This is a genomic window from Pseudomonas parasichuanensis (assembly GCF_021601385.1).
Taxonomy (GTDB): Bacteria; Pseudomonadota; Gammaproteobacteria; order Pseudomonadales; family Pseudomonadaceae; genus Aquipseudomonas; species Aquipseudomonas parasichuanensis.
On sequence record NZ_BQHO01000006.1, the window covers coordinates 14,979 to 37,976 of the forward strand.

The following is a 22,998-nucleotide window of genomic DNA, read 5'->3' on the forward strand; positions in this document are numbered from 1 at the left end:
CGGCTCCCACAGGGATCGCGCCAGCCCTGAGAACAGCACTGAACCTGTGGGAGCTGGCTTGCCAGCGATGAATCCACCGCCGATTTTCCAGGACTGCCCTTATGCTCAGATTCCTGCTCACCCTCCTGCTGCTGTTGCCCCTGGCCACCCAAGCCAGCGAGGGCGAATTCTTCCTCAGCGCCAAGCCCGCCGAGCAAGCCAACCTGCTCGAAACCTGGGCCGCCCAACCCGATGCCGCGCGCCTGCCTTTGCTGGAAAACCTGCGCCAAGGCCGTATCGCCGAAGGCGACACCCGCAAGCTGCGCCTGAACAACCGCCTGCGCGGGCTGATCGACAACACCCTGGCCAGCCACCAGCTACTCAGCGACCAGGCCAACGTTCGCCTGGCCGCCGCCCAGCAACTGCAAAAATCCGCGCAACCGGCGCAGATGGCCTTCCTGGACCGCCGCTTCGCCGCCGAGCCGGACGCCGCCGTACAGGCCGCCCTGGGCCTGGCCCTGGCCAACCTGCAACTGGGCGCCAGCGAACCCGCCGTGCGCCTGGCCGCCGTACGCCTGCTCGGCGAAACCGGCGACCCGCTGGCCCGTACCCGCCTCGAAGCGCTGCTGCAACCGGGCGCCGAAACCGATGCCGCCGTGCGTACCGCCGCCGAAACAAGCCTGGCCCAGGTGCAACGCAAATTGCTGGTGGGCGAGCTGCTGGGCCAGGCCTTCAGCGGCCTGTCCCTGGGCTCGATCCTCTTGCTGGCGGCCCTGGGCCTGGCGATAACCTTCGGCCTGCTGGGGGTGATCAACATGGCCCATGGCGAGATGCTGATGCTCGGCGCCTACAGCACCTACATGGTCCAGGTGCTGGTGCAGCGCTACGCACCAGGGGCCATCGAGTTCTACCCGCTGATCGCCCTGCCGGTGGCCTTCGCCGTCAGCGCCGGGGTGGGCATGGCCCTGGAGCGCACGGTGATCCGCCACCTCTACGGTCGCCCGCTGGAAACCCTGCTGGCCACCTGGGGCATCAGCCTGATCCTGATCCAGGCCGTGCGCCTGCTGTTCGGCGCGCAGAACGTCGAGGTGAGCAACCCGGCCTGGCTGTCCGGCGGCATCCAGCTGCTGCCCAACCTGGTGCTGCCGTACAACCGCATCGTCATCATCGTGTTCGCCCTGGCCGTGGTGCTGCTCACCTGGCTGCTGCTCAACCGCACGCGGCTGGGCCTGAACGTGCGCGCGGTCACCCAGAACCGCAACATGGCGGCCTGCTGCGGGGTGTCCACCGGGCGCGTCGACATGCTCGCCTTCGGCCTGGGCTCCGGCATTGCCGGGCTGGGTGGCGTGGCCCTGAGCCAGGTCGGCAACGTGGGGCCGGACCTTGGCCAGAGCTACATCATCGACTCGTTCCTGGTGGTGGTGCTCGGCGGTGTCGGGCAACTGGCCGGCAGCCTCTGGGCGGCCTTTGGCCTGGGTATCGCCAACAAGCTGCTGGAGCCGCAGATCGGTGCGGTGCTCGGCAAGATCCTCATCCTTGCGCTGATCATTCTGTTCATCCAGAAGCGCCCGCAAGGCCTGTTCGCCCTCAAGGGACGGGTAATCGACTGATGAACCAGCCACTGCTTGTCACTGCCGCACAAAAGGCCGGGCCGCGTGTTTCGCTGGCCCTCGGCGCCGCCGGGGTGCTGGTGCTGCTGGCCCTGCCGCTGCTGTCACTGCTGCCCGATGGGCACGCGCTGCAGGTTTCGGCCTACACCCTGACCCTGGTGGGCAAGATCCTCTGCTACGCCATCGTCGCCCTGGCGCTGGACCTGGTGTGGGGCTACGCCGGGCTGCTGTCGCTGGGCCACGGGTTGTTCTTCGCCCTGGGCGGCTACGCCATGGGCATGTACCTGATGCGCCAGGCGGCCGGCGACGGCCTGCCGGGGTTCATGGCCTTCCTGTCGTGGAGCGAGTTGCCCTGGTACTGGGCCGGCACCCAGCATTTCGCCTGGGCGCTGTGCCTGGTGGTGCTGGCGCCGGGGCTGCTGGCGATGGTGTTCGGCTGGTTCGCCTTCCGCTCGCGGATCAAGGGCGTGTACTTCTCGATCATGACCCAGGCATTGACCTTCGCCGGCATGCTGCTGTTCTTTCGCAACGAGACCGGCTTTGGTGGCAACAACGGCTTCACCAACTTCCGCACCATCGTCGGCTTTGACGTGACTGCGCCCGGTACGCGGGCGGTGCTGTTCCTGGTCACCGTGCTGTTGCTGCTGGCCAGCCTGTACCTGTGCTGGCGGCTCACCCGCAGCAAGTTCGGCCGCCTGCTCACCGCCGTGCGCGATGCCGAGAACCGCCTGATGTTCTGCGGCTACGACCCGCGTGGCTTCAAGCTGCTGGTGTGGGTGCTCAGCGCCGTGCTGTGCGGCCTGGCCGGGGCGCTGTATGTGCCGCAGGTAGGCATCATCAACCCCAGCGAGATGTCGCCGACCAACTCCATCGAAGCCGCCGTGTGGGTGGCGCTGGGCGGGCGCGGCACGCTGATCGGGCCGCTGCTCGGCGCAGGCCTGGTCAATGGCATGAAAAGCTGGTTCACCGTGGCGTTCCCCGAGTACTGGCTGTTCTTCCTCGGCGCGCTGTTCATCGTCGTCACCCTGTACCTGCCCAAGGGCGTGGTCGGGCTTGTGAAGAAAAGGAGCCAGCCATGAGAGGCGTGCCCCCGGTGCATCCGGAATTCATGCTGGAACCGGTGTTCGACCAACTGGGCGCCGGCCGTGACGCCATCGGCCTTGGCCAGCCGCGCAAGCCCGGGCTCGACACCCGCCATGGCACGGTGCTGAGCCTTGAGGACATCAGCGTCAGCTTCGACGGCTTCAAGGCGCTCAACGGGCTGAACCTGTACATCGGCGTGGGCGAGCTGCGCTGCATCATCGGCCCCAACGGCGCCGGCAAGACCACGATGATGGACGTGATCACCGGCAAGACCCGCCCCGACAGCGGCAGCGCCTACTTCGGCGACACCCTCGATTTGACCCGCATGAGCGAGTACCAGATCGCCCAGGCCGGGATCGGCCGCAAGTTCCAGAAGCCCACGGTGTTCGAGGCGCTGACGGTGTTCGAGAACCTGGAGCTGGCCTTGAAGGCCGACAAGTCGGTGTGGGCCAGCCTGGCCGCGCGCCTGAGTGGCGAGCAGCGCCAGCGCATTGATGAGGTGCTGACCACCTTGCGCCTGCTGCCACTGGCCCAGCGCCCGGCGGGGCTGCTGTCCCATGGGCAGAAGCAGTTCCTGGAGATCGGCATGCTGCTGGTGCAGGAGCCGCAGTTGTTGCTGCTGGACGAACCGGTGGCGGGGATGACCGATGCCGAGACCGAGTTCACCGCCGAGCTGTTCCGCTCGCTGGCTGGCACCCATTCGTTGATGGTGGTGGAGCATGACATGGGGTTCGTGGGCAGCATTGCCGACCATGTGACGGTGCTGCACCAGGGCAGTGTGCTGGCGCAAGGGTCGCTGGCGCAGGTGCAGGCGGATGAGCGGGTGGTTGAGGTGTATCTGGGCCGCTGAATTCTGGGTGGCTGTACCGGCCTCATCGCCGGCAAGCCGGCTCCCACAGGGGCTGCGGTTGCACAAATCCTGTGGGAGCCGGCTTGCCGGCGATGAGGCCCGAACACACAAAGCCGATTCGACAAGGACAACACATGCTCAAGATCGACACCCTGCACCAGTACTACGGCGGCAGCCACATCCTGCGCGGCCTGTCCTTCGAGGCCAAGGTCGGCGAAGTCACCTGCCTGCTCGGGCGCAACGGCGTGGGCAAGACCACCCTGCTGCGCTGCCTGATGGGCCTGCTGCCGGCCCGCGAGGGCCGCGTGGAATGGGAAGGCAAGCCGATCACCACCCTCAAGCCGCAGCAACGGGTACAGGCCGGCATCGCCTACGTGCCCCAGGGCCGCGAGGTCTTCCCGCGCCTGACGGTGGAGGAGAACCTGCTGATGGGCCTGTCGCGCTTCCCGGCCCGCGAGGCACGGGAGGTTCCAGCGTTCATCTACGAACTGTTCCCGGTGCTGGAGCAGATGAAACAACGCCGTGGCGGCGACCTGTCCGGCGGCCAGCAGCAACAATTGGCCATCGGCCGTGCCCTGGCCAGCCGCCCGCGCCTGCTGATCCTCGACGAGCCGACCGAAGGCATCCAGCCCTCGGTGATCAAGGAGATCGGCGCGGTGATCCGCCAGCTCGCCGACCGTGGCGACATGGCTATCCTGCTGGTCGAGCAGTTCTATGACTTCGCCGAGGAACTGGCCGACCAGTACCTGGTGATGGCCCGTGGCGAGATCGTCCAGCGCGGGCGCGGCGAAAACATGCAGGCCGAGGGTGTACGTGGCCTGGTTACCATTTAATCTGCATGCACTTCCCTTGCGAGATGCCGTCATGAGTCACCCGCTGCGCGATGCCCTGGTAGAAGACCTGCCTGGCATCCTCGACATCTACAACGACGCCGTGCGCAACACCACGGCGATCTGGAACGAAACCCCGGTCGACCTGGCCAACCGCCAGGCCTGGTTCGAGGCCCGCGCGCAGCAGGGTTATCCGATCCTGGTGGCGACGGATGAAACCGGGGTACTGGGCTATGCCTCGTTCGGCGACTGGCGGCCGTTCGAAGGCTTCCGGCATACCGTCGAGCACTCGGTGTACATCCGTGGCGACCAGCGCGGCAAAGGCCTGGGGCCGATCCTGATGGCGGCACTGATCGAACGTGCGCGCATTTGCGACAAACATGTGATGGTCGCGGCCATCGAAAGCGGCAATGCCGCGTCGATCCGCCTGCACGAACGCCTGGGCTTCGCCACCACCGGGCAGATGGCCCAGGTGGGCGTGAAGTTCGGCCGTTGGCTGGACCTGACCTTCATGCAGCTGAATCTGGACGAGAACGCCCTTCCCCCCTCAAGGAGCTGAACCCCATGAACGCCGCCCACTTGCAACGCGTCACCCACGAAGGCCTGGCCTATTACCGCGAGGGCCTGGTGGCCCTGCTGCTGGATGCGGTGCGACAGGGGGCGTCGGTGGGGTTTCTCGGCGATATCGACGAACAGCAGGCCAATGTCTATTTCGATGAGGTGAGGGCGCGCCTGGCCAGTGGTGAGCAGCTGTTGTGGGTGATTGCCCAGGGCCACGAGGTGCTGGCCAGTGTGCAGCTGGGGTTGTGCCTGAAGCCCAACGGGCTGAACCGGGCCGAGGTGCAGAAGCTGCTGGTGCACAGCGATGCGCGGCGGCGTGGGCTGGGGCAGCAGTTGATGAATGCGCTGGAGGCCGATGCCCGGCGGATCAGGCGGGGGATGCTGTATCTGGATACCGAGGCCGGCTCCGGGGCGGAGGCGTTCTATCGGGCGCTGGGGTACAGCAAGGCGGGGGAGATTCCGGACTATGCCTGTGGGCCGGACGGGGTGTATCGGGCGACGGCGTTGTATTTCAAGGTGCTTGAAAAGGCCTGAGAATCTGGGGGCGCTTTGCGCCCCTTTCGCGACACAAGGCCGCTCCCACAGGAGATCGCGTTCCCCTTGTAGGAGCGGCCTTGTGCCGCGAGAGGGCTGCGCAGCAGCCCCGGTATCTGCAGGAAAAGGCGATCACATCTGGGTAAACCTGCCCAACCGCTGGCGCAACATGCTGTTCTCGCTGCGCAACTGCTGCACTTCCTCCAGCAACTCCAGCGCCAGCGCCACCCCTTCCCACTCCAGCTCAAGCTCCTGATGCAGCTTCACCGCGCGCTTCAAGGTCACCGGCGCACGGTCATCGAACAGCCATTCGTCGGGCGTTCGCCCCGACGGTTCAACAATGCCGTGCTCGACGATCTCGATCACCCAGTCGGCCGTGACATCGGCTTCCTGGCACAGGGTACGCATGTCCAGTTGAACGATCAGGGTGCTGCTCATGGTCACTTACTCCATTGAGTCCTCGGGTTGAACGCAGCCTTCTCGGAGAGCTGGGTCCACAACTCGCGTGCAGCGGCGTCGGACTGGGCCGGCATTACCACCTTGAGCTGGGCATAGAGGTCGCCGCGCTCGCCCTGCTTGTTCAACAGGCCCATGCCCTTGACCCGCAGGCGCTGGCCGCTCTGGCTGTCGGGGCGGATGGTCAGGTTGATCTTGCCGGTCAGGGTCGGCACCGCCACCTTGGCCCCCAGCGCGGCCTCCCACGGGGCCAGCGGCACGGTGATGATCAGGTCATGGCCTTCGACATCGAACAGCGGGTGCGGTGCCATGCGCAGGGTCAGGAACAGATCGCCATTGGCGCCTCCGCCCACACCCGGGGCGCCCTGGCCCTTGAGGCGGATGCGCTCGCCGTCGGTCACCCCGGCGGGAATCTTCACGTTCAGGGTCTTGGTGGTGAACCCGGTGCGCTGCCCGGCGCCGTTGGTCTGCGGCACCTGGAAGCTGATCTGCTTGGATTCGTTGTTCAGGGTCTCTTCAAGGAAGACCGCCAGTTCCAGTTCCACGTCCTGCCCTCGTCTGCCGGTACTGCGCTGTTGCCGGCCGCCACCACCGAAGGGGTTGCCACCCCGGGCGCCGAAGATCGAACTGAAGAAGTCGGAGAAGTCGCCGCCCTCGAAGCCGCCACCGCCATTGCCGCCACGGCTCTGCCAGCCGGGCGGGGCCTGGAACGGCCGGCCGTGCTGGCCACCGTACTTGCGAATTTCGTCGAACTCGGCGCGCTTGTCCTTGTCGCCAAGCACTTCGTAGGCCTCGTTGGCCTCCTTGAATTTGTCCTCGGCGTCACGCTCCTTGCTGACGTCGGGGTGATACTTGCGCGCGAGCTTGCGGTACGCGGCCTTGATCGCCTTCTCGTCCGCGCTCGGTTCGACGCCGAGTATCTTGTAATAGTCTTTGAAGTCCATCTGTGGATCACCAATGTGAAAGTGCAGGTTGCAACTGAAGATAGGGGCCAAGCATAGCCTTTCAAGGTGCGCTTGGCTTTGCCTCACGGCAGACGACCGGTCTTGATTCTGTAGCCAACTGGCATACACTGCGCGGCCGTTTTGCCTCCGGAAGCTTTCCTCTCATGTCTGACGTATCCCCGGCCCGCGCCCTCGGCATCGATTTTGGCACCTCCAACTCCACGGTCGGCTGGCACCGCCCGGGCGTCGAGTCGCTGATCGCCCTGGAAGACGGCAAGATCACCCTGCCGTCGGTGGTCTTCTTCAACATCGAGGAACGTCGCCCGGTGTACGGTCGCCTGGCCCTGCACGAGTACCTGGAAGGCTACGAAGGCCGCCTGATGCGCTCGCTCAAGAGCCTGCTGGGCTCCAAGCTGATCAAGCACGACACCAGCGTGCTGGGCAGCGCCCTGCCGTTCAAGGACCTGCTGGGCATGTTCATCGGCGAGCTGAAAAAGCGTGGCGAAGCCGCCGCTGGCCGTGAATTCGACCAGGTGGTGCTGGGCCGCCCGGTGTTCTTCGTCGATGAAGACCCGGCCGCCGACCAGGAGGCCGAGGACACCCTGGCCGAGGTGGCGCGCAAGATCGGTTTCAAGGACGTGTCGTTCCAGTACGAGCCGATCGCCGCGGCGTTCGACTACGAGTCGGGCATCAGCCGTGAAGAGCTGGTGCTGATCGTCGATATCGGCGGCGGTACCTCGGACTTTACCCTGATCCGCCTGTCGCCCGAGCGTCACTTGGTGGACGAGCGCCAGGACGACATCCTCGCCACTGGCGGCGTGCACATCGGCGGTACCGACTTCGACAAGCAGTTGAGCCTGCAGGGCGTCATGCCGCTGTTCGGTTACGGCAGCCGGATGAAGAGCGGTGCGCTGATGCCCACCAGCTACCACCTCAACCTGGCCACCTGGCACACCATCAACGCCCTGTACTCGCAGAAGTCGCAGCTGGCGCTGGGCAACATGCGCTACGACATCGAGGACACCCTGGGCATCGACCGGCTGTTCAAGCTGATCGAAGAGCGCGCCGGGCACTGGCTGGCGATGGAAGTGGAGGCCAGCAAGATCGAGCTGACCGACCGTGACAGCCGCAGCGTCGACTTTGGCCGTATCGAGCCGGGGTTGTCGGCCGAGCTGACCCGTGCGCTGTTCGAGGACGCCATCGACGGGTTGCTGGAGCGGGTGCGTGGCAGCGTGACCGAGCTGCTGGCCAGGGCGGGTGTGAGCGAGAGCCAGGTGGACACGGTGTTCTTCACCGGCGGTTCCAGCGGCATCCCGGCGCTGCGCAACAGCGTGGCGGCGATGCTGCCCAAGGCGCGGCATGTGGAAGGCAATATCTTCGGCAGCATTGGTAGCGGGCTGGCGATTGAGGCGCGCAAGCGGTACGGCGTCGCCTGATCAGGCTCTAGAACCTGCACCGGCCTCTTCGCGGGCAAGCCCGCGAAGAGGCCGGTGCAGGCTGAAACCCACTTTCAGACCAACTCCATCCGTTTCAACTCACTCTTCAGGTACGCGTAGTAGATCGGCCCCGCCACCACCCCCGGCAGCCCGAACGCCGCCTCGAACACCAGCATCGCCAGCAACAGCTCCCAGGCCTTGGCACTGATCTGCCCGCCGACGATCCGTGCGTTGAGGAAGTACTCGACCTTGTGGATCACGATCAGATAGCCCAGCGCCGCCGCCGCCACCCAGATCGACAGCGACATCCCGACGATGGTGATCAGGGTGTTGGACATCAGGTTGCCGATCACTGGCAACAACCCAAGCAGGAAAGTCAGCACGATCAGCGTCTTGGTCAGCGGCAGGTGCACGCCAAACAGCGGCAGCACCACGGCCAGGAAGATGCCGGTGAACGCGGTGTTGAGCAGCGAGATCTTGATCTGCGCGAAGACGATGTTGCGAAACGCCTGTACCAGCAGGCTCAGGCGCTCGAACAGCGCCGCAGCCAGGGGCTTGCGCCGGGAAATGTCGGGGATGCGCTGCAGGGCGACGATGGCGCCGAGGATCATGCCGATCAGCAGCGTCACGAACATGTGCGCCATGCCCTTGCCCACCAGCTGCAGGTCGCTCAGGTGGCTCTTGATCCAGTCACCGATGGCCACCTTGAACTCGGCGGCACTGGCCGGCAGGTAGGCTTCGATGAACGGTGGCAACTGCCCACGGGCGCGCTCGACCAGGGCCATGAACTTGTCCAGCGAGGCACCGGGGTTCTCGGCTTCATGCAACAGGAAACTGAAGGCGCCGGCGAACAGCAGGGTCAGGGTGCTCACCACCAGAGTGCCCAGCAGGGCCACCGCCAGCCAGCGCGCGCGCTGCCCGGCGATCAGCGGTTGCAGGCGTGGGGTGAGCATGTTGACCAGCTCGAACACCAAGAGGCCGGCCAGCAGGCTGGGGAGCAACTTCAGGGGCAGTGCCAGCAACAGGCCGGCAATGACGATGACCAGGCTGGCAAGGGAGATCTGGCGGGGGGTGAAGGTCATACAGCCTCGACGGCAGACAGCGGAAAGTCCCGCAGTCTGCCAGCCTTCAAAGCACAGGCATAGGCGCAGGTCATTTCTTCTTCAGGCAGTCGCTCATGAAGGCTTTGCGCTCATCGCCCTTGAGTGCCTTGGCGCCCGCGTCAGCGTTGCAGGTCTTCATCTTGTCCTGCTGGGTCTGCGGCACATCCTTTTTCAGGCAGGTGCTCATGAACGCCTTGCGTTCATCGCCCTTGAGCGCCTTGGTGGTGGCGTCGGCGTTGCAGGTCTTCATCTTTTCCTGTTGCGCGGTGGCGGCGAATCCTTGCCCTGCGATCAACATGCCCAGCACCAGCAGTGGCACATTCAGCAACTTCATGGAGTGGTCTCCTTGGCGGCGCGCCCGATGCGCGCGTGTCGAGCTGAGTGTAGACAAGAATTCTTACACCTCTGCCCGGGCCCGCCGCCGGTACTGCTCCGGCGTGCAGCTGGCCTGGCGCTGGAACATGGCGATGAAGGCCGAGCCGCTGCTGTAGCCGAGGTCGAAGGCGATGGCCTGGATCGGCGTACCAGCCTCCAGTGCCTCGATAGCCCGCAGAAAACGCAGGCGCAGGCGCCACTCGCCAAAGCTCATGCCCAGCTCGCGCAAAAAATGCCGGGCCAGGGTGCGTTCGCTGACATGCACCTGCGCAGCCCAGTCGGCCAGTGGGCGGTTGTCGCCGGGCTCGGCCTGCAGCCCGGCGAGCACCTGGCCCAGGCTGTCGCTGTGGGCGAACGGCAGGTAGCAGGTTTGCCTCGGTGCCTGGTGCAACTGGTCGAGCAGGACCTGTACCAGGCGCTGGTCGCAGGCGTCCTGGGCCACCTTGAGGTCGCGCCGGGCGAAGTCGCCGAGGATCGCCTTGAGGATGTCGCTGACCACCAGGCTGCAGGGCTGGCCTGGCAGCTCGGCACACAGGCTGCGGTCCAGATACACCGAGCGGTAGACGATGGCCTGGGGGTTGTAACAGCCGTGCTCGGTGCCCGGCGGCACCCACACGGCGTAGTGGGGGGGCGAGATGAAGCGCTGGCCTTCGACATCCAGGTGCATCACGCCGTGGGAGGCGTAGTTGAGCTGGCCCCAGGGGTGGCGATGGGGTGCGCTCTGGCTGTCGGCGCCAAATTCGTCGTAGCGGAAATAGACCGGGGCCGGGAGCTGGTCGAATTGCGGGAGGGTGAGGTACTGGCGGGGCATGTTGGCTGCTTCGCGGGGCGGGTTGTCTGGATGGGAGTATAGGATTTCAAACAGACAATTGATAATGCCGGGCTATCGGGGCCTGCGTCGCAGGCCTTCGCGGGTAAACCCGCTCCCACAAGGATCACGCCAAACCTGTGGGAGCGGGCTTGCCCGCGAAGGGCCGCGCAGCGGCCCCAATCTGCCACTGCGAGTACCCGCTACATGAATTACCTCTTCCCCCTCACCGCCATCCTCATCTGGGCCGGCAACACCGTGGTCACCAAGCTGTCCGCCGGCGCCATCTTCCCGGCCGAGATCGGCTTCTACCGCTGGCTGCTGGCCGGCCTGCTGTTCACCCCGTTCCTGCTGCCCCAGGTGTGGCGCAACCGCGCGGCGATCCGCCCGCACCTGGGCAAGGTCTTCGTGCTGGGCGTGCTGGGCATGGCCATCTACCAGAGCCTGGCCTACTTCGCCGCCGGCATCACCAGCGCCACCAACATGGGCATCATCCTCTCGCTGATGCCGCTGATGTCGCTGGCCCTGTCCATCGCCTGGCTGGGCCAGCGGTTGAGCTACGGCGCGTTGCTCGGCGCGCTGGTGTCGTTCTTCGGCGTGCTCGAGGTGGTCTCGGCGGGCCAGCCTTCGGCGCTGCTGCACCAGGGCCTGAACAGCGGCGACCTGATGATGCTGGTGGCCACCTTCGCCTATGCGCTGTACAGCTTCCTGCTGAAGAAATGGCAACTGCGCCTGCCGCCGATGCAGCTGCTGTACCTGCAAATACTGGTGGCGATCCTGGTGTTGCTGCCGCTGTTCCTGCTGTCGCCCAAGACGGGGCTGAACGGCCACAACATTGGCCTGGTGGTGTATGCCTGCGTGCTGGCCTCGATGGTTGCGCCACGGGTGTGGATGCAGGCGGTGCACCGGCTTGGGCCGAGCCGGACCACGCTGTTTTTCAACTTGCTGCCGGTGGTGACGGCGGTGATTGCTGCTGTGGTGCTGGATGAGCAGCTGGCGAGCTATCACCTGGTTGGCGGGCTGTTGACCTTGGCTGGCGTGTTGCTGGCCGAGCGCTGGACGACGCCGGTGCGTCGGTAGCGTACCCTGTGGGAGCCGGCTTGCCGGCGATGCAGGCGCCGCAGTGTCGGGCACCGGCTTCGCCGGTGATCGCCGGCAAGCCGGCTCCCACAGGATGAAAGACTTCGTTGTCAGAGATTCCCGCTACAACCCTGCAGCCTTCAGCCGCGTCGCATGCTCGGTAAACAGCCGCACCGGCTCGGCGCCCTTGCCCACCGCACCAAGCGACTGGTTGACGATGTCCAGGTGGTCGAGCGGGTAGTCGTCGCCGATCACCTGGCCCAGGTGCGAACTGAAGCGCCCGACCATGCCATCGCACTGGCCTTTCTCCCTGACGAAACTGCGGGCGAACAGGCGGCAGAAGCGGTTGCTGCCATCAAAACGGTTGCGCCCCTGGTCGGTGAGCCCGGGCTGCAAGGTGCCGGACCAGGAGTAGTAGCGCACCCCGTTCACCTCACCCGGCCCCTCCCCGCCCCAGACCTCGGGCAGCCCCTGTGGATAAGCCTGGTTGAACAACGCCACCCCGGCGCTGGTCAACGACTGGTGCGAAGCATGCACATCGATCGGTAGCGGGTCGCGGCGCCAGCCGGTCTCCAGCCACACCAGCAACACCGCCAGGCCATGCAGCACAGCCTTGAGAATACGCCCTTGGGGTGAGTCGCCCGGTGCCGTGCGCTCCAGGTGGTCGGCCAGCTCCGAGCCATGGTTGGGCCCGGCCACCGAGGTCACCGAGGCTACCCGGTCAGGGCGTTTCGCCGCCGCATAGCGGGCACTCAGCGAACCCTGGCTGTGGCCGATCAGGTTGACCTTTTCGGCCCCCGTGCGCAGGCAGATGTCTTCGATGATGGCCAGCAGCTGCTCGCCGCGCACCTCGCTGCCATGCAAGGGCGAGACCTGCACCGGGAACACCTGCGCACCGCCCCGGCGCAGCGCCGGGACGATGCCGAACCAGTAGGGATAGATAAGCAATCGCACGAACCCGAGCATGCCCGGCACCAGCACCAGTGGATAGCGTGTAGCCAACGCCTGCGTCATTGCCCCAGCCCCTTTCCATGGACACCGGCCCACACTACAGCGCTGCCGAAGCCCTGTGCAATCGAACTCCTGGCGCGCCGTGCGGTTCCAAGCAGAACAGACCCTTGAGCAAGGAGCGGGACCATGTACAAGCAGACCCTGGCCATTCTTCTGGCAAGCGCCACCCTCGCCGCCTGCAGCAGCCGCCCGGAAAACCCGGTGGACTACGTGACCTACCGCGACCAGCCGCTGGTCAAGCAGGTGGAGAACGGCATGACCATGCAGAAGGTCATCGCCATCGGTGGCAACCCGTCGAATGTCATCGACTTGCCCCATGGTGGCACCTGCAATGACTACATCCTCAACCGCGACGGCCACCAGCAGCCCTACTACGTGCGCTTTGACGCCACCGGGCACGTCGACGCCAAGGGCTTCAAGACCTGCAAGCAACGCCAGCAAGACAGCGACGCCGCCCACGGCGCATGACCACCCCTGATGCTTTCGGAGATGAACATGAGCGTTGAACTGACCGATGTGAAAACCCTGCGCGAACGTGCGCGCAAGCATGCCGAGAACGGCGCGGTGACCGAGGGTTACCACGCCGACCGCGAGAAAATCCTGCGCCTGCTCAATGAGTCGCTGGCTACCGAGCTGGTGTGCGTGCTGCGTTACAAGCGCCACTACTTCATGGCCAGCGGTATCAAGGCCAGTGTCGCTGCCACAGAGTTTCTTGAACATGCCAACCAGGAGGCGCAGCACGCCGACAAGCTGGCCGAGCGTATCGTGCAACTGGGCGGCGAGCCGGACTTCAACCCGGACCACCTGAGCAAGCATTCACATGCCCAGTACGTGGAGGGCAAGAACCTGAAGGAGATGGTGCTGGAGGACCTGGTGGCCGAGCGCATCGCCATCGACAGCTACCGCGAGATCATCCAGTTCATCGGTGACAGCGACCCGACCACGCGGCGGATCTTCGAGGACATCCTGGCCCAGGAAGAAGAGCACGCGGACGATATGTCGGATCTGTTGCAGGGGTTGTGAATATTGGGGGCGCTGTGCGCCCCTTTCGCTGGCAAGCCAGCTCCCACAGAGATCACGCTGTACCTGTGGGAGCCGGCTTGCCGGCGAAAGGGCCGCGAAGCGGCCCCATTCACCTCATTTCTTGGCCTTCACCGCCGCCGGCGCCTTGCCGGCTTTCATTTGCTGCAACAGCGGCGTGCACTGGTTCGGCGCATCACCACTGCTCGGCGCGATCAGTGCCAACAGCCCCGCCGCCGGCCCCACGACCACCCCCAATGCCACCATCCCCGCGCCACGCAGCGCCAGCGGCACCGCCTGCACACCGGCATTGGGCTTGGCGAACGGCCCACGTACATACAGCGGTGAGCGCAGCGAGAACAGCCGCACACCCTTGGATTCCGGGGTGATCTTCAGGTCCAACTGCTCGCTGGCGAAGTTGGCCGTACCATTGATGTAGATGATCGCGTTCTCGGTATCGAAGACGAACAAACGAGTGGTGGCCAGGCCGTCCTTGATGCCCACGTCGGCCGCCGCACAATTGATCTTCACGTCCTCGTCGCCGAACAGCTTTCCGACCACATAGTTGCCGACGTTGAGCCCGGCGATCTCCATCAGGCTGCGGCTGATGGCGCCATCGTTGATCAGCAGGCGCAGGTCACCGTTGGAGGTGCCGAGCAAGGCCGCCACCGAGTTGCCGCGGCCGCGCAGGTCGGCATCGCCATTGAGTTCACCAAAGCTGGTCTGCATCGGCGCGAAGCTGGGGAACAGCTGCTTGAGCTTGAAACCCTGGGCGGTGAGCCTGGCACGGCCCTGCAGCGGCGAGGTGCGCCCGTCCAGGCTGATGTTGGAATCGAGGTTGCCGCCGGCCACGCCGAAGCGCAGCGGTTCCAGGCGCAACAGGCCATCGTCGAGGATCACATGGGCGGCCAGGTCGTTGAACGGCAGTTGCTCGCTGTGGACGATGCGCTTGCCGGCGAACGTGACGTCGGCGTCCATGGCCCGCCAGCGCTCGGTGCGGAACTCTTCCACCGGCAGCACCTTGCCCGCCGGTTGCTTGCTGGCACCGCCACGGGCTTTCTGCTGGCTGTTGGAGTCGGCGCCAATCAGCGGCGCAAGGTCCTTGAACAGCAGCTGGTTCGACACCAGGTTGCCGGACAGCTTTGGCCGGGGCTGGCTGGCGACGAAGGCCAGGTCGCCATGGATATCACTGGCGCCGATCTTGCCGTTGAAGCCTTCGTAGCGGAACTGCGCGCCGTCCGCGGCATGCAGGTTGGCGTTGAGGTGGCCGTCGGTTTCATAGGCCGGGGTGTCGGGCAAGGTCACGCCGGTGAGCGGGTAGAGGTTGCCCAGGCTGCTGCCGGACAGCTTCAGGCGTAGGTCGAGGGCACCCAGGTTGCGCGGGTCGGTCAGGGTACCGGCCAGCGCCACCTGGGTATCGCCAATGCGGGCATCGGCCTGCAGCGGGAACGGCTGGCTGGCATCCTGCAGCGCCAGCAGGCCGCCGATCTTGCCGGTAGCCGCCACTGCCTGGCCTTTGTAGCGGCCCAGGGCCTTGAGGCCGAAGGCGTAGGCCTGGGCGTTGCCGGCCTTGTCGGCGCGGGCCTTGCCGACGATGTCGCTGAACGGGATCGGTTTGCCCAGCGGGTCGATCTGCACCTTCAGGCTGGTCTTGAGGGTCTGGTCGTCGAAGCTGACATTGCCCTGATCGAAACCAATGGCGCCGATATCCAACACCCATTTCGACGGTGGCTCGTTCTCGTCCTTGGGCCCGAAGTCGAAGGTCCAGTTGGCGCGGCCGTCGGCCAGCCGGGTGAGGCTGGCGCTGGGCTTGACCAGGTCGATGCGCGGAATGCTGATGCGCTGGACGATCAACGGCAGCGGCGCCAGGCGGAACTCGACCCGCTCGAGGCCGACCATGCGTGGTTCCTTCAGCCAGTCCGGGTTACCCAGCGTGAGGTCTTCGGCGGTGAAGTGCGGCCATGGCACGAAAGCACGCCAGCCGCCTTCTTCAGGCGCGGTGCGCCAGTGCACGGCCAGGTTGCCGTTGATCGCGAAGGGCCGATGCAGGGCTTCGGACACTTTCTCGTTGAGCAGCGGCTTGACGCGGTTCCAGTCGAAAGTGGCAATCACCACCACCAGGATCGCCAGCAGCGTGGCCAGGGTGGCGATGGTCCAGACAAGGATTCTGGCGGGGCGCGTCATTGCGGGGTTCTCCTGGCTGCCGGGCACGAGGCGGGCATAACGATGGCACTTAGAATGTCGGACTGACGAAAACCCTCAGGGTTTAGTCCGGGTTGCCATGATAGCGAAGTTTTCCTGGCGCCTTTCTGCGCTATTGGTCGGCCGCGCGCCGTGGTGTTACTGCGAAATCGGTAGCGCACTATGTCGTAGTAACCGCTACAACCCTTGATCCAGAGCCGTCGCACCTGAGTATCAATAGCGTCGATTGTTACCATTACCCTGATGAACTTCTCTCTGGCGTTACGCGGCGTAGCATTGCCTCCGTAGCCACTTTCCAGCCCCCGAGAGGAGCACCGAATCATGAAACGCCATCTGCTGCTGAGCCTGACCCTGTCCGTACTTGCCGCCAACGCTTTCGCCCTGCCTGCTGAAGACCAGCACCTGAGCGCCGAATCGCGCTCCAGCGCAGCCACCGTTGCCCAGCCGCTGAACAGCCTGGCTGAAGGTGGCGCCGAACGCCTGCAGGAACGTGCCGGTCGCGTCGCTGAAGGTGGCTCGGATCGCCTGATCGAACGTAACAACCGCGTTGCCGAAGGTGGTTCGGACCGCGTGATCGAACGTAACAACCGCGTTGCCGAAGGTGGTTCGGACCGCGTGATCGAACGCAACAACCGCGTCGCCGAAGGTGGTTCGGACCGCGTGATCGAACGCAACAACCGCGTCGCCGAAGGTGGCTCGGACCGTCTGCTCGAACGCAACAACCGCGTCGCCGAAGGTGGCTCGGACCGTCTGGTCGAACTCAGCCGTGTGAGCTGATCGCCATGGCCGAAAACCATAAACCGCCCCGCTGCATCTGCTCCCCACCTAGCCCGGTCCATTGACCGGGCTTTGTTTTTTTATCCAGAATGGCCAGCCTCACAGTCACAGAATCCTGCCCCATGCTGCCGCGTGCCGAACAAAAGCTACAAACCCGCCAAGCCTTGCTGGACGCCACCTGCCAGCTCATGGAGAGCGGCCGTGGCTTTGGCAGCATCAGCCTGCGCGAAGTGGCCAAGGCCGCCGGCATCGTGCCCACTGGCTTCTACCGCCACTTCCCCGACATGGACACCCTGGGCCTGGCGCTGGTCGCCGAGATCGACACCACCTTCCGCCAGACCATCCGCCTGGTGCGGCACAACGAATTCGAGCTGGGTGGCATCACCGACGCCTCGGTGCGCATCTTCCTCGACGTGGTCAACGCCCACCGCGCCCAGTTCCTGTTCCTTGCCCGCGAGCAGTACGGCGGTTCGCAAGTGGTGCGCCAGGCCATCGCCCGCCTGCGCCAGGACATCAGCAGCGACCTGGCCACCGACCTTGCGCGCATGCCGCGTTGGCAGCACCTGGACGGCGCCGCCCTGGCGGTAATGGCCGACCTGGTGGTCAAGACCGTGTTCGCCACCCTGCCGGAGCTGATCGACAGCCCTGAGCCGGGTAACCCACAGGCGATGACGGCGCAGGAGAAGATCACTCAGCAGTTGCGCTTTATCTTCGTCGGTGCGCGGCATTGGCAGGGGTTGGGGAACCCGGGCTGAATGCTTGCCTGTGCCGGCCCCATCGCCGGCAAGCCGGCTCCCACAGGGCTGGCGTCGGCCACGATACCTGTGGGAGCTGGCTTGCCAGCGATGAGGCCATCACAGGCAACCCAGCTCAGCACATCTGCTACTATTGCGCCCTGCCCGACCGTCCATGAGCGCCAGCATGTCCGACCCCCGCCCTGCTTTGACCCATTTCCAACAGCACTTCGCCGAACGCATCGTGCCGCTGTGGCAAGGTCCGGGCTGGAACGCCGAGATGGCCCTGCCCTACGAGGCGCTGGACGCCGAGCACCGCCCATTGCCGGTTCAGCGCTACCGCGCCATGGCCTGCGCGCGCCAGCTGTACCTGTTCAGCAGCCGCATCGAGCAACCGGGCGCGGCCGAACGCGCAGCGGCGCTGTTCCGCTCGCTGCAAAAGCATTTCCATGACCCCGAACACGGCGGCTGGTTCTACAGCATCGATGCCCAAGGCAAACCACTGGATCGGCGCAAGGACCTCTACACCCACGCCTTCATCGTCTTCGCCTGTGCCCATTACTGGGGCAAGGTGGGTGAAGGGTTGGTGCAAGCCACGCTCAATGGCGCCCTGGAAGTGGTTACCGAGCAGTTTGCCCGTGACGATGGCCTGTACGAGGCCAGCCTGGCTGAAGATTGGTCTGACGTGGGCAGCGGCCCACTGCAAAATCCACAGATGCACCTGGCCGAAGCCTTCCTGCAAGTGCTGGCCGTGCGTAAGGATGAACAGGTACAGCAAGCGTTGCTGCAACTGTGCGATGCCCTGCAGGCGCAGTTCGTCGAACCGCAACAAGGCCTGATGCTGGAGAAACCGCGCGGGGCTGTGGATAACTGGTTCGAACCCGGCCACCAATTCGAATGGTTCTACCTGCTCGACAGCTCGCCACTGCTGCGCGGCACGCCGCTGCATGCCTCCATCAGCCGAGCATTCGGCTACGCCGAACAGTGCGGGGTGAAGGATTGCGCGGTGCTGGCGATGCTGGACGTGAACGGCAAGGTGCTCGACGCCACCCAACGGATCTGGGCCCAGGTGGAGTATCTGCGGGCGCTGGTACTGCGCCCAGGCAGCGATGAGAAATTGCGGCAGCAGTTGCACGCCCTTGAAGGGCAGTTCCTGCATGCAGGTGGCTGGTATGAATGCCGTGATGGCAGCGGCGCGGTCAGCCGGCATGACATGCCCTCGACCACCCCTTATCACCTGGCGACCTGCCTGGAAGGGTTGCAGCGCCAGGGCTGATGTATTCGCCGCTGCGCTTTACCCGCGAATGGGCCGCGAGGCGGCCCCTGTCACAACGTTCAACCCTTGGCCGAACGATCGATCGAGAACCCGGCCCAATCCTGGCTCACCGGCATCAGCTCGAGGCTGTTGATGTTGATGTGCGCCGGTTGGTTGAGGATCCAGAAGATGGTCTCGGCGATGTCCTGCGGCTGGATCGGCTCGGCGCCCGCGTAGGTGGCGTCGTACTTGGCCTGGTCACCGCCGAAGCGCACCAGCGAGAATTCGCTCTCGCACAGGCCCGGCTCGATGTTGCTCACCCGCACCCCGGTACCGCGCAGGTCGCAGCGCAGGCTCAGCGAGAACTGGCCGACGAACGCCTTGGTGCCGCCGTACACATTGGCGCCCGGGTACGGGTAGTTGCCCGCCACCGAACCGACGTTGAGGATCGACGCACCGCGGCCGTGGGCGATCAGGCGTGGCAGCAGCAGGCGGGTGGTGTACATCAAGCCTTTGATGTTGGTATCGACCATGGTTTCCCAGTCGTCCAGGCTGCAGTTCTGCGCGGCATCGACACCCAGCGCCAGGCCGGCATTGTTGACCAGGCCCTGCAGTTTGTCGAAGGCCGGCGGCAGGCTGGCAATGGCCGCCTCCATGGCTTTGCGGTCACGCACATCGACCACCAGGCCGTGCACTTCGGTCTTGGCCGACAGTTCCTGGCACAGCGCATCCAGGCGCTCCTTGCGCCGACCAGTGAGCACCAGCTTCCAACCCGCATCGGCGAAACGGCGGGCGGTGGCCTCACCGAAACCGGAAGTCGCGCCAGTGATGAATACGGTGGATGTCATGCTCTTCTCCTTAGCTGTGGGTTGCCGTTTACAGGCCTCGCAGCATGCCCGGCGCGAGGCGTGGCGACAACCGTTTCAGCAACTGAACAAAAAACGCTCAATACCAGCAAAGCCCCTAGCTAGAAGGCTTTAATCGAGCTATACGCATCTTATCCACAAGCCTTTCCCCATGGATTGGGGGCAACTCGTCGGTTTCAGGGAACCCTTTGCCCGGGCAATGGCCTGTGGAAATCCTTCAGTGATGGCGCAACGCTTTCAACCATGCCGCTTGCGGCAGTCTGTCCAACGTTTTTACACAGAGTTATCCACAGAAATCCACCCTTTGTGGACACGCCCTTCCTCAGGCAAAAAACGCCGTTGAATCAACCACAAAGCTTACCTGATCAAAAAACGTACAAACCCTTGAAAGCCTTGCAGGCAAAGGCGTGCAGCGAGGTGCCACCATGTTTTCCACAGGTGGTTCCACATAATCCGTGGAAAGTTTTCTACCTGTGGAAACAAGGGTTTGCGAGGGGGTTGTGGAGTGCTTCGAGAAAGATATGCGACAAGTTGTCCACATGCGGTGAAAGCATCGCGGGGCAAGCCGCTTCTGCGACTCGCCCTGCAATTGCCGAATCAGTGCCCGCCCAGATAGGCGTTACGCACCTCCTCGTTCACCAGCAGCTCCTGCCCCGTCCCGGTCATGCGGATCTGCCCGTTGACCATCACATAGGCGCGGTCGGAAAGCTTCAGCGCGTGGTTGGCGTTCTGCTCGACGAGGAAGATGGTCATGCCGCTCTGCGCCAGCTCGCGCAGGGTGGCGAAGATCTGCTTGACCACGATCGGCGCCAGCCCCAGGGACGGCTCATCGAGCAGCAACAGCTTGGGCCGGCTCATCAGCGCCCGGGCGATGGCAAGCATCTGCTGTTCACCGCCGGACATGGTCATCGCCCGCTGGTTACGCCGTTCCTTGAGCCTGGGGAACAGCGAGAACATGTGCTGCATGTCCTCATCGGCGTATTTATCGCCAATGGGGATGGTGCCCATCATCAGGTTCTCCTCGACGGTCATGTCGGGGAACACCCGGCGCCCTTCTGGGGACTGGGCGATGCCGTTGGAGGCGATGTAGTGCGACGACTTGCGGGTGATGTCGGTGCCGCGGTAGATGATCTGCCCGGCCGCCGCCCGCGGCTGGCCGAAGATCGACATCAACAAGGTCGACTTGCCCGCGCCGTTGGCGCCGATCAGGCTCACAGTCTCGCCTTCGTTGATGTGCATCGAGACTTTCTTCAGGGCCTGGATCGGCCCGTAGAACACCTCGAGGTCCTTCAGTTCGAGAATGGGTGCACTCATACCAGCTCCTCTTCGTCGGCACCCAGGTAGGCGGCGATCACCGTCGGGTTGTGGCGGATGTCCTGCGGCGCACCTTCGGCGATCACGTTGCCGTGGTCGAGCACGACGATGTGGTCGGAAATGCTCATGACCATGCCCATGTCGTGCTCGATCAGCACCACGGTGATGTCATGCTCGTCGCGCAGCACGCGGATCATGCGGCTGAGCGCCTCGGTTTCCTGCGGGTTGAGGCCGGCGGCCGGTTCGTCCAGGCAGATGATCTTGGGCCGCGTGCACATGGCCCGGGCGATCTCCAGGCGGCGTTGCTGGCCATAGGAGAGCTCACCGGCCAGGCGGTTGGCGCAGTCGACCAGGTCGACCACCTCCAGCCAGTAGAAGGCATGGTCCAGCGCTTCGCTCTCGGCCTGGCGGTAGCCCTTGGTGTTGAGCACGCCGGCCAGCAGGTTGCGGTTGACCCACATGTGCTGGGCCACCAGCAGGTTCTCCACCACCGACATTTCCTTGAACAGGCGGATGTTCTGGAACGTGCGCGCCAGCCCTGCCCGGTTGACCAGGTGGGTACCGCCGAACATCTTGTAGTACATGCGGTTGGCGAAACGCGCTGGCGAGACGAAGTCGGTGGGCCGGAAACGCTCGCCCAGCAGCTGGATGACGTTGGTGCTGCTGCCGCGCACATTCAATTCAATACGCCCGCCACTGGCCTTGTAGAAGCCGGTCAGGCAGTTGAACACGGTGGTCTTGCCGGCACCGTTGGGGCCGATCAGGGCGAAGATCTGGTTGCGCTTCACTTTCAGGCTGACATCGCTCAGCGCCTTGATCCCGCCGAACTGCATCATCAGGTTGTCGACCGACAGAATGATTTCGTCGCTCATGGCGCCACTCCTTTACGCGGGACTACACCGGTACGGCTGATGCGGATCAGCCCCCGCGGTCGCCAGATCATCATCAGCACCATCAGCACGCCGAACAGCAGCACGCGGTACTCGGAGAAGCTGCGCAGCAGCTCGGGGGCCACGGTCAGCACGAAGGCAGCAATTACCACGCCCACGGTCGAGCCCATGCCGCCGAGTACGACGATGGCGAGGATCAGCGCCGACTCGAAGAAGGTGAACGACGACGGGTTGACGAAGCCCTGGTAGGTGGCGAAGAACACACCGGCAAGGCCCGCGGTAGAAGCGCCGAGGGTGAAGGCGGAGAGTTTGACCAGCACGTGGTTCAGGCCCATCGAGCGGCAGGCGATCTCGTCTTCGCGCAGCGCCTCCCAGGCACGGCCGACCGGCATGCGGGTCAGGCGGTGCTTGATGTACAGCACGGCCAGCACCACCAGGAACAGCACTGCGTAGATGAACACGAACTTGAGGTTGGCGTTGTATTCGAAGCCGAAGAACTCATGGATCGGCACCCCGCCGTCCTTGGCCCGGCGACCGAACTCCAGGCCGAAGATGGTCGGCGACGGCGCCGGCATGCCGTTCGGGCCTCCGGTGAACGACAGCCAGTTGTTCAGCACCAGGCGGATGATTTCACCGAAGCCCAGGGTCACGATCGCCAGGTAGTCACCGTGCATCCGCAACACCGGGAAGCCGAGGATGCACCCCGCCAGCGCGGCGGCGATGGCCGCCAGCGGCAGCACGCTCCAGAAGCCCAGACCCAGGTATTGATAGCCCAGCGCCAGGCCGTAGGCACCAATGGCGTAGAAGGCCACGTAACCCAGGTCGAGCAGGCCGGCCAGGCCGACCACGATGTTCAGGCCCAGGCCCAGCAGCACGTAGATCAGGCCGAGGATGACCACGGTCAGCAGGTACTTGTTGGCGAAGATGGGGAACACGATGGCGATCACGATCAGCGCCGGGATGATGTAGCGCAGGCGCGACTTGTAGTCCGGCGCCAGCACGTGCACGCCCGAACCACCACTGTCGAAGCCCTGGAGCATGCGCAGGCCGGTGGCGGTCTGCAGGAACAGGCTGAGCACGAAGCGCCCGACCATCACCCCGCCGACCAGCCAGGCCACGCGGGACGGCTGGGCGTTGAAGGTGTAGCCGTCGAGCACCACGCCGACGACCGGACCGAACACGATAAGCGCCAGCAGGCCGGCGACGATGGTTTCGATCAGGCTGCGCTTGAGATCGAAACCTTTGTTTGCAACAGCAGGGGCAGTATTGGCAGCGGACAT

24 protein-coding genes are annotated in these 22,998 nt (G+C 64.8%); 13 read left to right on the forward strand and 11 right to left on the reverse strand.

Features of this window, described 5'->3' with window-relative positions:
• Window positions 1–101: 101 nt before the first annotated feature.
• The 6 genes from urtB (at window position 102) to L6D77_RS06840 (ending at window position 5,447) form a co-directional block, all read left to right on the forward strand.
• The gene (urtB, locus tag L6D77_RS06815) at window positions 102–1,589 is read left to right on the forward strand and encodes an urea ABC transporter permease subunit UrtB (RefSeq protein WP_232882481.1); all 1,488 of its coding nucleotides are present in this window, start codon (window positions 102–104) and stop codon (window positions 1,587–1,589) included.
• Window positions 1,589–2,668, forward strand: a complete 1,080-nt coding sequence (gene urtC, locus L6D77_RS06820) for an urea ABC transporter permease subunit UrtC (RefSeq protein ID WP_232882482.1) — start codon at window positions 1,589–1,591, stop codon at window positions 2,666–2,668. The genes urtB and urtC overlap by 1 nt, the downstream gene beginning before the upstream one ends.
• Complete coding sequence (urtD, locus tag L6D77_RS06825; RefSeq protein WP_232882483.1) at window positions 2,665–3,522, forward strand: urea ABC transporter ATP-binding protein UrtD; 858 nt, start codon at window positions 2,665–2,667, stop codon at window positions 3,520–3,522. The genes urtC and urtD overlap by 4 nt, the downstream gene beginning before the upstream one ends.
• A 134-nt stretch (window positions 3,523–3,656) precedes the next feature.
• Entirely contained in the window at window positions 3,657–4,355 is a 699-nt protein-coding gene (gene urtE / locus L6D77_RS06830; RefSeq protein ID WP_232882484.1) for an urea ABC transporter ATP-binding subunit UrtE, read from the forward strand.
• 31 nt (window positions 4,356–4,386) lie between these two features.
• Window positions 4,387–4,911 carry a GNAT family N-acetyltransferase gene (locus tag L6D77_RS06835; RefSeq protein WP_232882485.1) on the forward strand — a complete coding sequence of 175 codons (525 nt, stop codon included), beginning with the start codon at window positions 4,387–4,389 and terminating at the stop codon, window positions 4,909–4,911.
• Window positions 4,912–4,916: 5 nt separating this feature from the next.
• Window positions 4,917–5,447 (forward strand): GNAT family N-acetyltransferase, encoded by a 531-nt coding sequence (locus L6D77_RS06840; protein ID WP_232882486.1) that lies wholly within the window; start codon window positions 4,917–4,919, stop codon window positions 5,445–5,447.
• A gap of 132 nt (window positions 5,448–5,579) precedes the next feature.
• On the opposite strand, the gene L6D77_RS06845 is transcribed toward L6D77_RS06840, so the two are convergent.
• Together L6D77_RS06845 and cbpA are read right to left on the reverse strand one after the other, a co-directional pair.
• Complete coding sequence (locus L6D77_RS06845) at window positions 5,580–5,885, reverse strand: chaperone modulator CbpM (protein ID WP_110992969.1); 306 nt, start codon at window positions 5,883–5,885, stop codon at window positions 5,580–5,582.
• Window positions 5,886–5,887: 2 nt separating this feature from the next.
• Window positions 5,888–6,847: a curved DNA-binding protein gene (cbpA, locus tag L6D77_RS06850; RefSeq protein ID WP_153785555.1), complete on the reverse strand. Its 960-nt coding sequence runs from the start codon at window positions 6,845–6,847 to the stop codon at window positions 5,888–5,890.
• A gap of 164 nt (window positions 6,848–7,011) precedes the next feature.
• Here cbpA and L6D77_RS06855 point away from each other — a divergent pair, with 164 nt between their 5' ends.
• Window positions 7,012–8,283: an Hsp70 family protein gene (locus tag L6D77_RS06855; RefSeq protein WP_232882487.1), complete on the forward strand. Its 1,272-nt coding sequence runs from the start codon at window positions 7,012–7,014 to the stop codon at window positions 8,281–8,283.
• Window positions 8,284–8,357: 74 nt separating this feature from the next.
• Here L6D77_RS06855 and L6D77_RS06860 read toward each other — a convergent pair whose 3' ends face one another.
• From L6D77_RS06860 to L6D77_RS06870, 3 genes are all read right to left on the reverse strand, one after another.
• Window positions 8,358–9,365 carry an AI-2E family transporter gene (locus L6D77_RS06860; RefSeq protein WP_125465731.1) on the reverse strand — a complete coding sequence of 336 codons (1,008 nt, stop codon included), beginning with the start codon at window positions 9,363–9,365 and terminating at the stop codon, window positions 8,358–8,360.
• A gap of 70 nt (window positions 9,366–9,435) precedes the next feature.
• Window positions 9,436–9,720, reverse strand: a complete 285-nt coding sequence (locus L6D77_RS06865) for a PsiF family protein (protein ID WP_232882488.1) — start codon at window positions 9,718–9,720, stop codon at window positions 9,436–9,438.
• Window positions 9,721–9,783: 63 nt separating this feature from the next.
• Window positions 9,784–10,572, reverse strand: coding sequence for an AraC family transcriptional regulator (locus tag L6D77_RS06870; protein WP_232882489.1), 789 nt, complete (start codon window positions 10,570–10,572; stop codon window positions 9,784–9,786).
• Between the two features lie 204 nt (window positions 10,573–10,776).
• Between L6D77_RS06870 and L6D77_RS06875 the strand changes: the two genes are divergently transcribed.
• Window positions 10,777–11,649: a DMT family transporter gene (locus L6D77_RS06875; RefSeq protein ID WP_232882490.1), complete on the forward strand. Its 873-nt coding sequence runs from the start codon at window positions 10,777–10,779 to the stop codon at window positions 11,647–11,649.
• A 123-nt stretch (window positions 11,650–11,772) separates the two neighbouring features.
• Here the strand turns inward: L6D77_RS06875 and L6D77_RS06880 are convergent, their stop codons facing one another.
• Window positions 11,773–12,663, reverse strand: a complete 891-nt coding sequence (locus tag L6D77_RS06880; RefSeq protein ID WP_232882491.1) for an esterase/lipase family protein — start codon at window positions 12,661–12,663, stop codon at window positions 11,773–11,775.
• Between the two features lie 123 nt (window positions 12,664–12,786).
• Between L6D77_RS06880 and osmE the strand changes: the two genes are divergently transcribed.
• Window positions 12,787–13,128, forward strand: coding sequence for an osmotically-inducible lipoprotein OsmE (osmE, locus tag L6D77_RS06885; protein WP_232882492.1), 342 nt, complete (start codon window positions 12,787–12,789; stop codon window positions 13,126–13,128).
• 27 nt (window positions 13,129–13,155) lie between these two features.
• Complete coding sequence (locus L6D77_RS06890) at window positions 13,156–13,683, forward strand: ferritin-like domain-containing protein (protein ID WP_232882493.1); 528 nt, start codon at window positions 13,156–13,158, stop codon at window positions 13,681–13,683.
• Between the two features lie 114 nt (window positions 13,684–13,797).
• On the opposite strand, the gene L6D77_RS06895 is transcribed toward L6D77_RS06890, so the two are convergent.
• On the reverse strand, window positions 13,798–15,864 hold the full coding sequence (locus L6D77_RS06895) for an AsmA family protein (RefSeq protein WP_232882494.1): 2,067 nt from the start codon (window positions 15,862–15,864) through the stop codon (window positions 13,798–13,800).
• Between the two features lie 339 nt (window positions 15,865–16,203).
• Between L6D77_RS06895 and L6D77_RS06900 the strand changes: the two genes are divergently transcribed.
• From L6D77_RS06900 to L6D77_RS06910, 3 genes are all read left to right on the forward strand, one after another.
• Window positions 16,204–16,659: a phage infection protein gene (locus L6D77_RS06900; protein WP_232882495.1), complete on the forward strand. Its 456-nt coding sequence runs from the start codon at window positions 16,204–16,206 to the stop codon at window positions 16,657–16,659.
• A 122-nt stretch (window positions 16,660–16,781) separates the two neighbouring features.
• A complete protein-coding gene (locus L6D77_RS06905; RefSeq protein ID WP_232882496.1) occupies window positions 16,782–17,414 on the forward strand; it encodes a TetR family transcriptional regulator in 633 nt (210 codons plus the stop codon).
• 166 nt (window positions 17,415–17,580) lie between these two features.
• Complete coding sequence (locus tag L6D77_RS06910) at window positions 17,581–18,669, forward strand: AGE family epimerase/isomerase (RefSeq protein ID WP_232882497.1); 1,089 nt, start codon at window positions 17,581–17,583, stop codon at window positions 18,667–18,669.
• Between the two features lie 59 nt (window positions 18,670–18,728).
• Here L6D77_RS06910 and L6D77_RS06915 read toward each other — a convergent pair whose 3' ends face one another.
• The 4 genes from L6D77_RS06915 to livM all read right to left on the reverse strand — a co-directional run bounded on the left by L6D77_RS06915 (window position 18,729) and on the right by livM (window position 22,998).
• Window positions 18,729–19,496, reverse strand: a complete 768-nt coding sequence (locus L6D77_RS06915) for an SDR family oxidoreductase (RefSeq protein ID WP_232882498.1) — start codon at window positions 19,494–19,496, stop codon at window positions 18,729–18,731.
• 615 nt (window positions 19,497–20,111) lie between these two features.
• Complete coding sequence (locus L6D77_RS06920; protein WP_232882499.1) at window positions 20,112–20,828, reverse strand: ABC transporter ATP-binding protein; 717 nt, start codon at window positions 20,826–20,828, stop codon at window positions 20,112–20,114.
• Complete coding sequence (locus L6D77_RS06925; RefSeq protein ID WP_232882500.1) at window positions 20,825–21,700, reverse strand: ABC transporter ATP-binding protein; 876 nt, start codon at window positions 21,698–21,700, stop codon at window positions 20,825–20,827. The genes L6D77_RS06920 and L6D77_RS06925 overlap by 4 nt, the downstream gene beginning before the upstream one ends.
• Complete coding sequence (gene livM, locus L6D77_RS06930) at window positions 21,697–22,998, reverse strand: high-affinity branched-chain amino acid ABC transporter permease LivM (RefSeq protein WP_232882501.1); 1,302 nt, start codon at window positions 22,996–22,998, stop codon at window positions 21,697–21,699. The genes L6D77_RS06925 and livM overlap by 4 nt, the downstream gene beginning before the upstream one ends.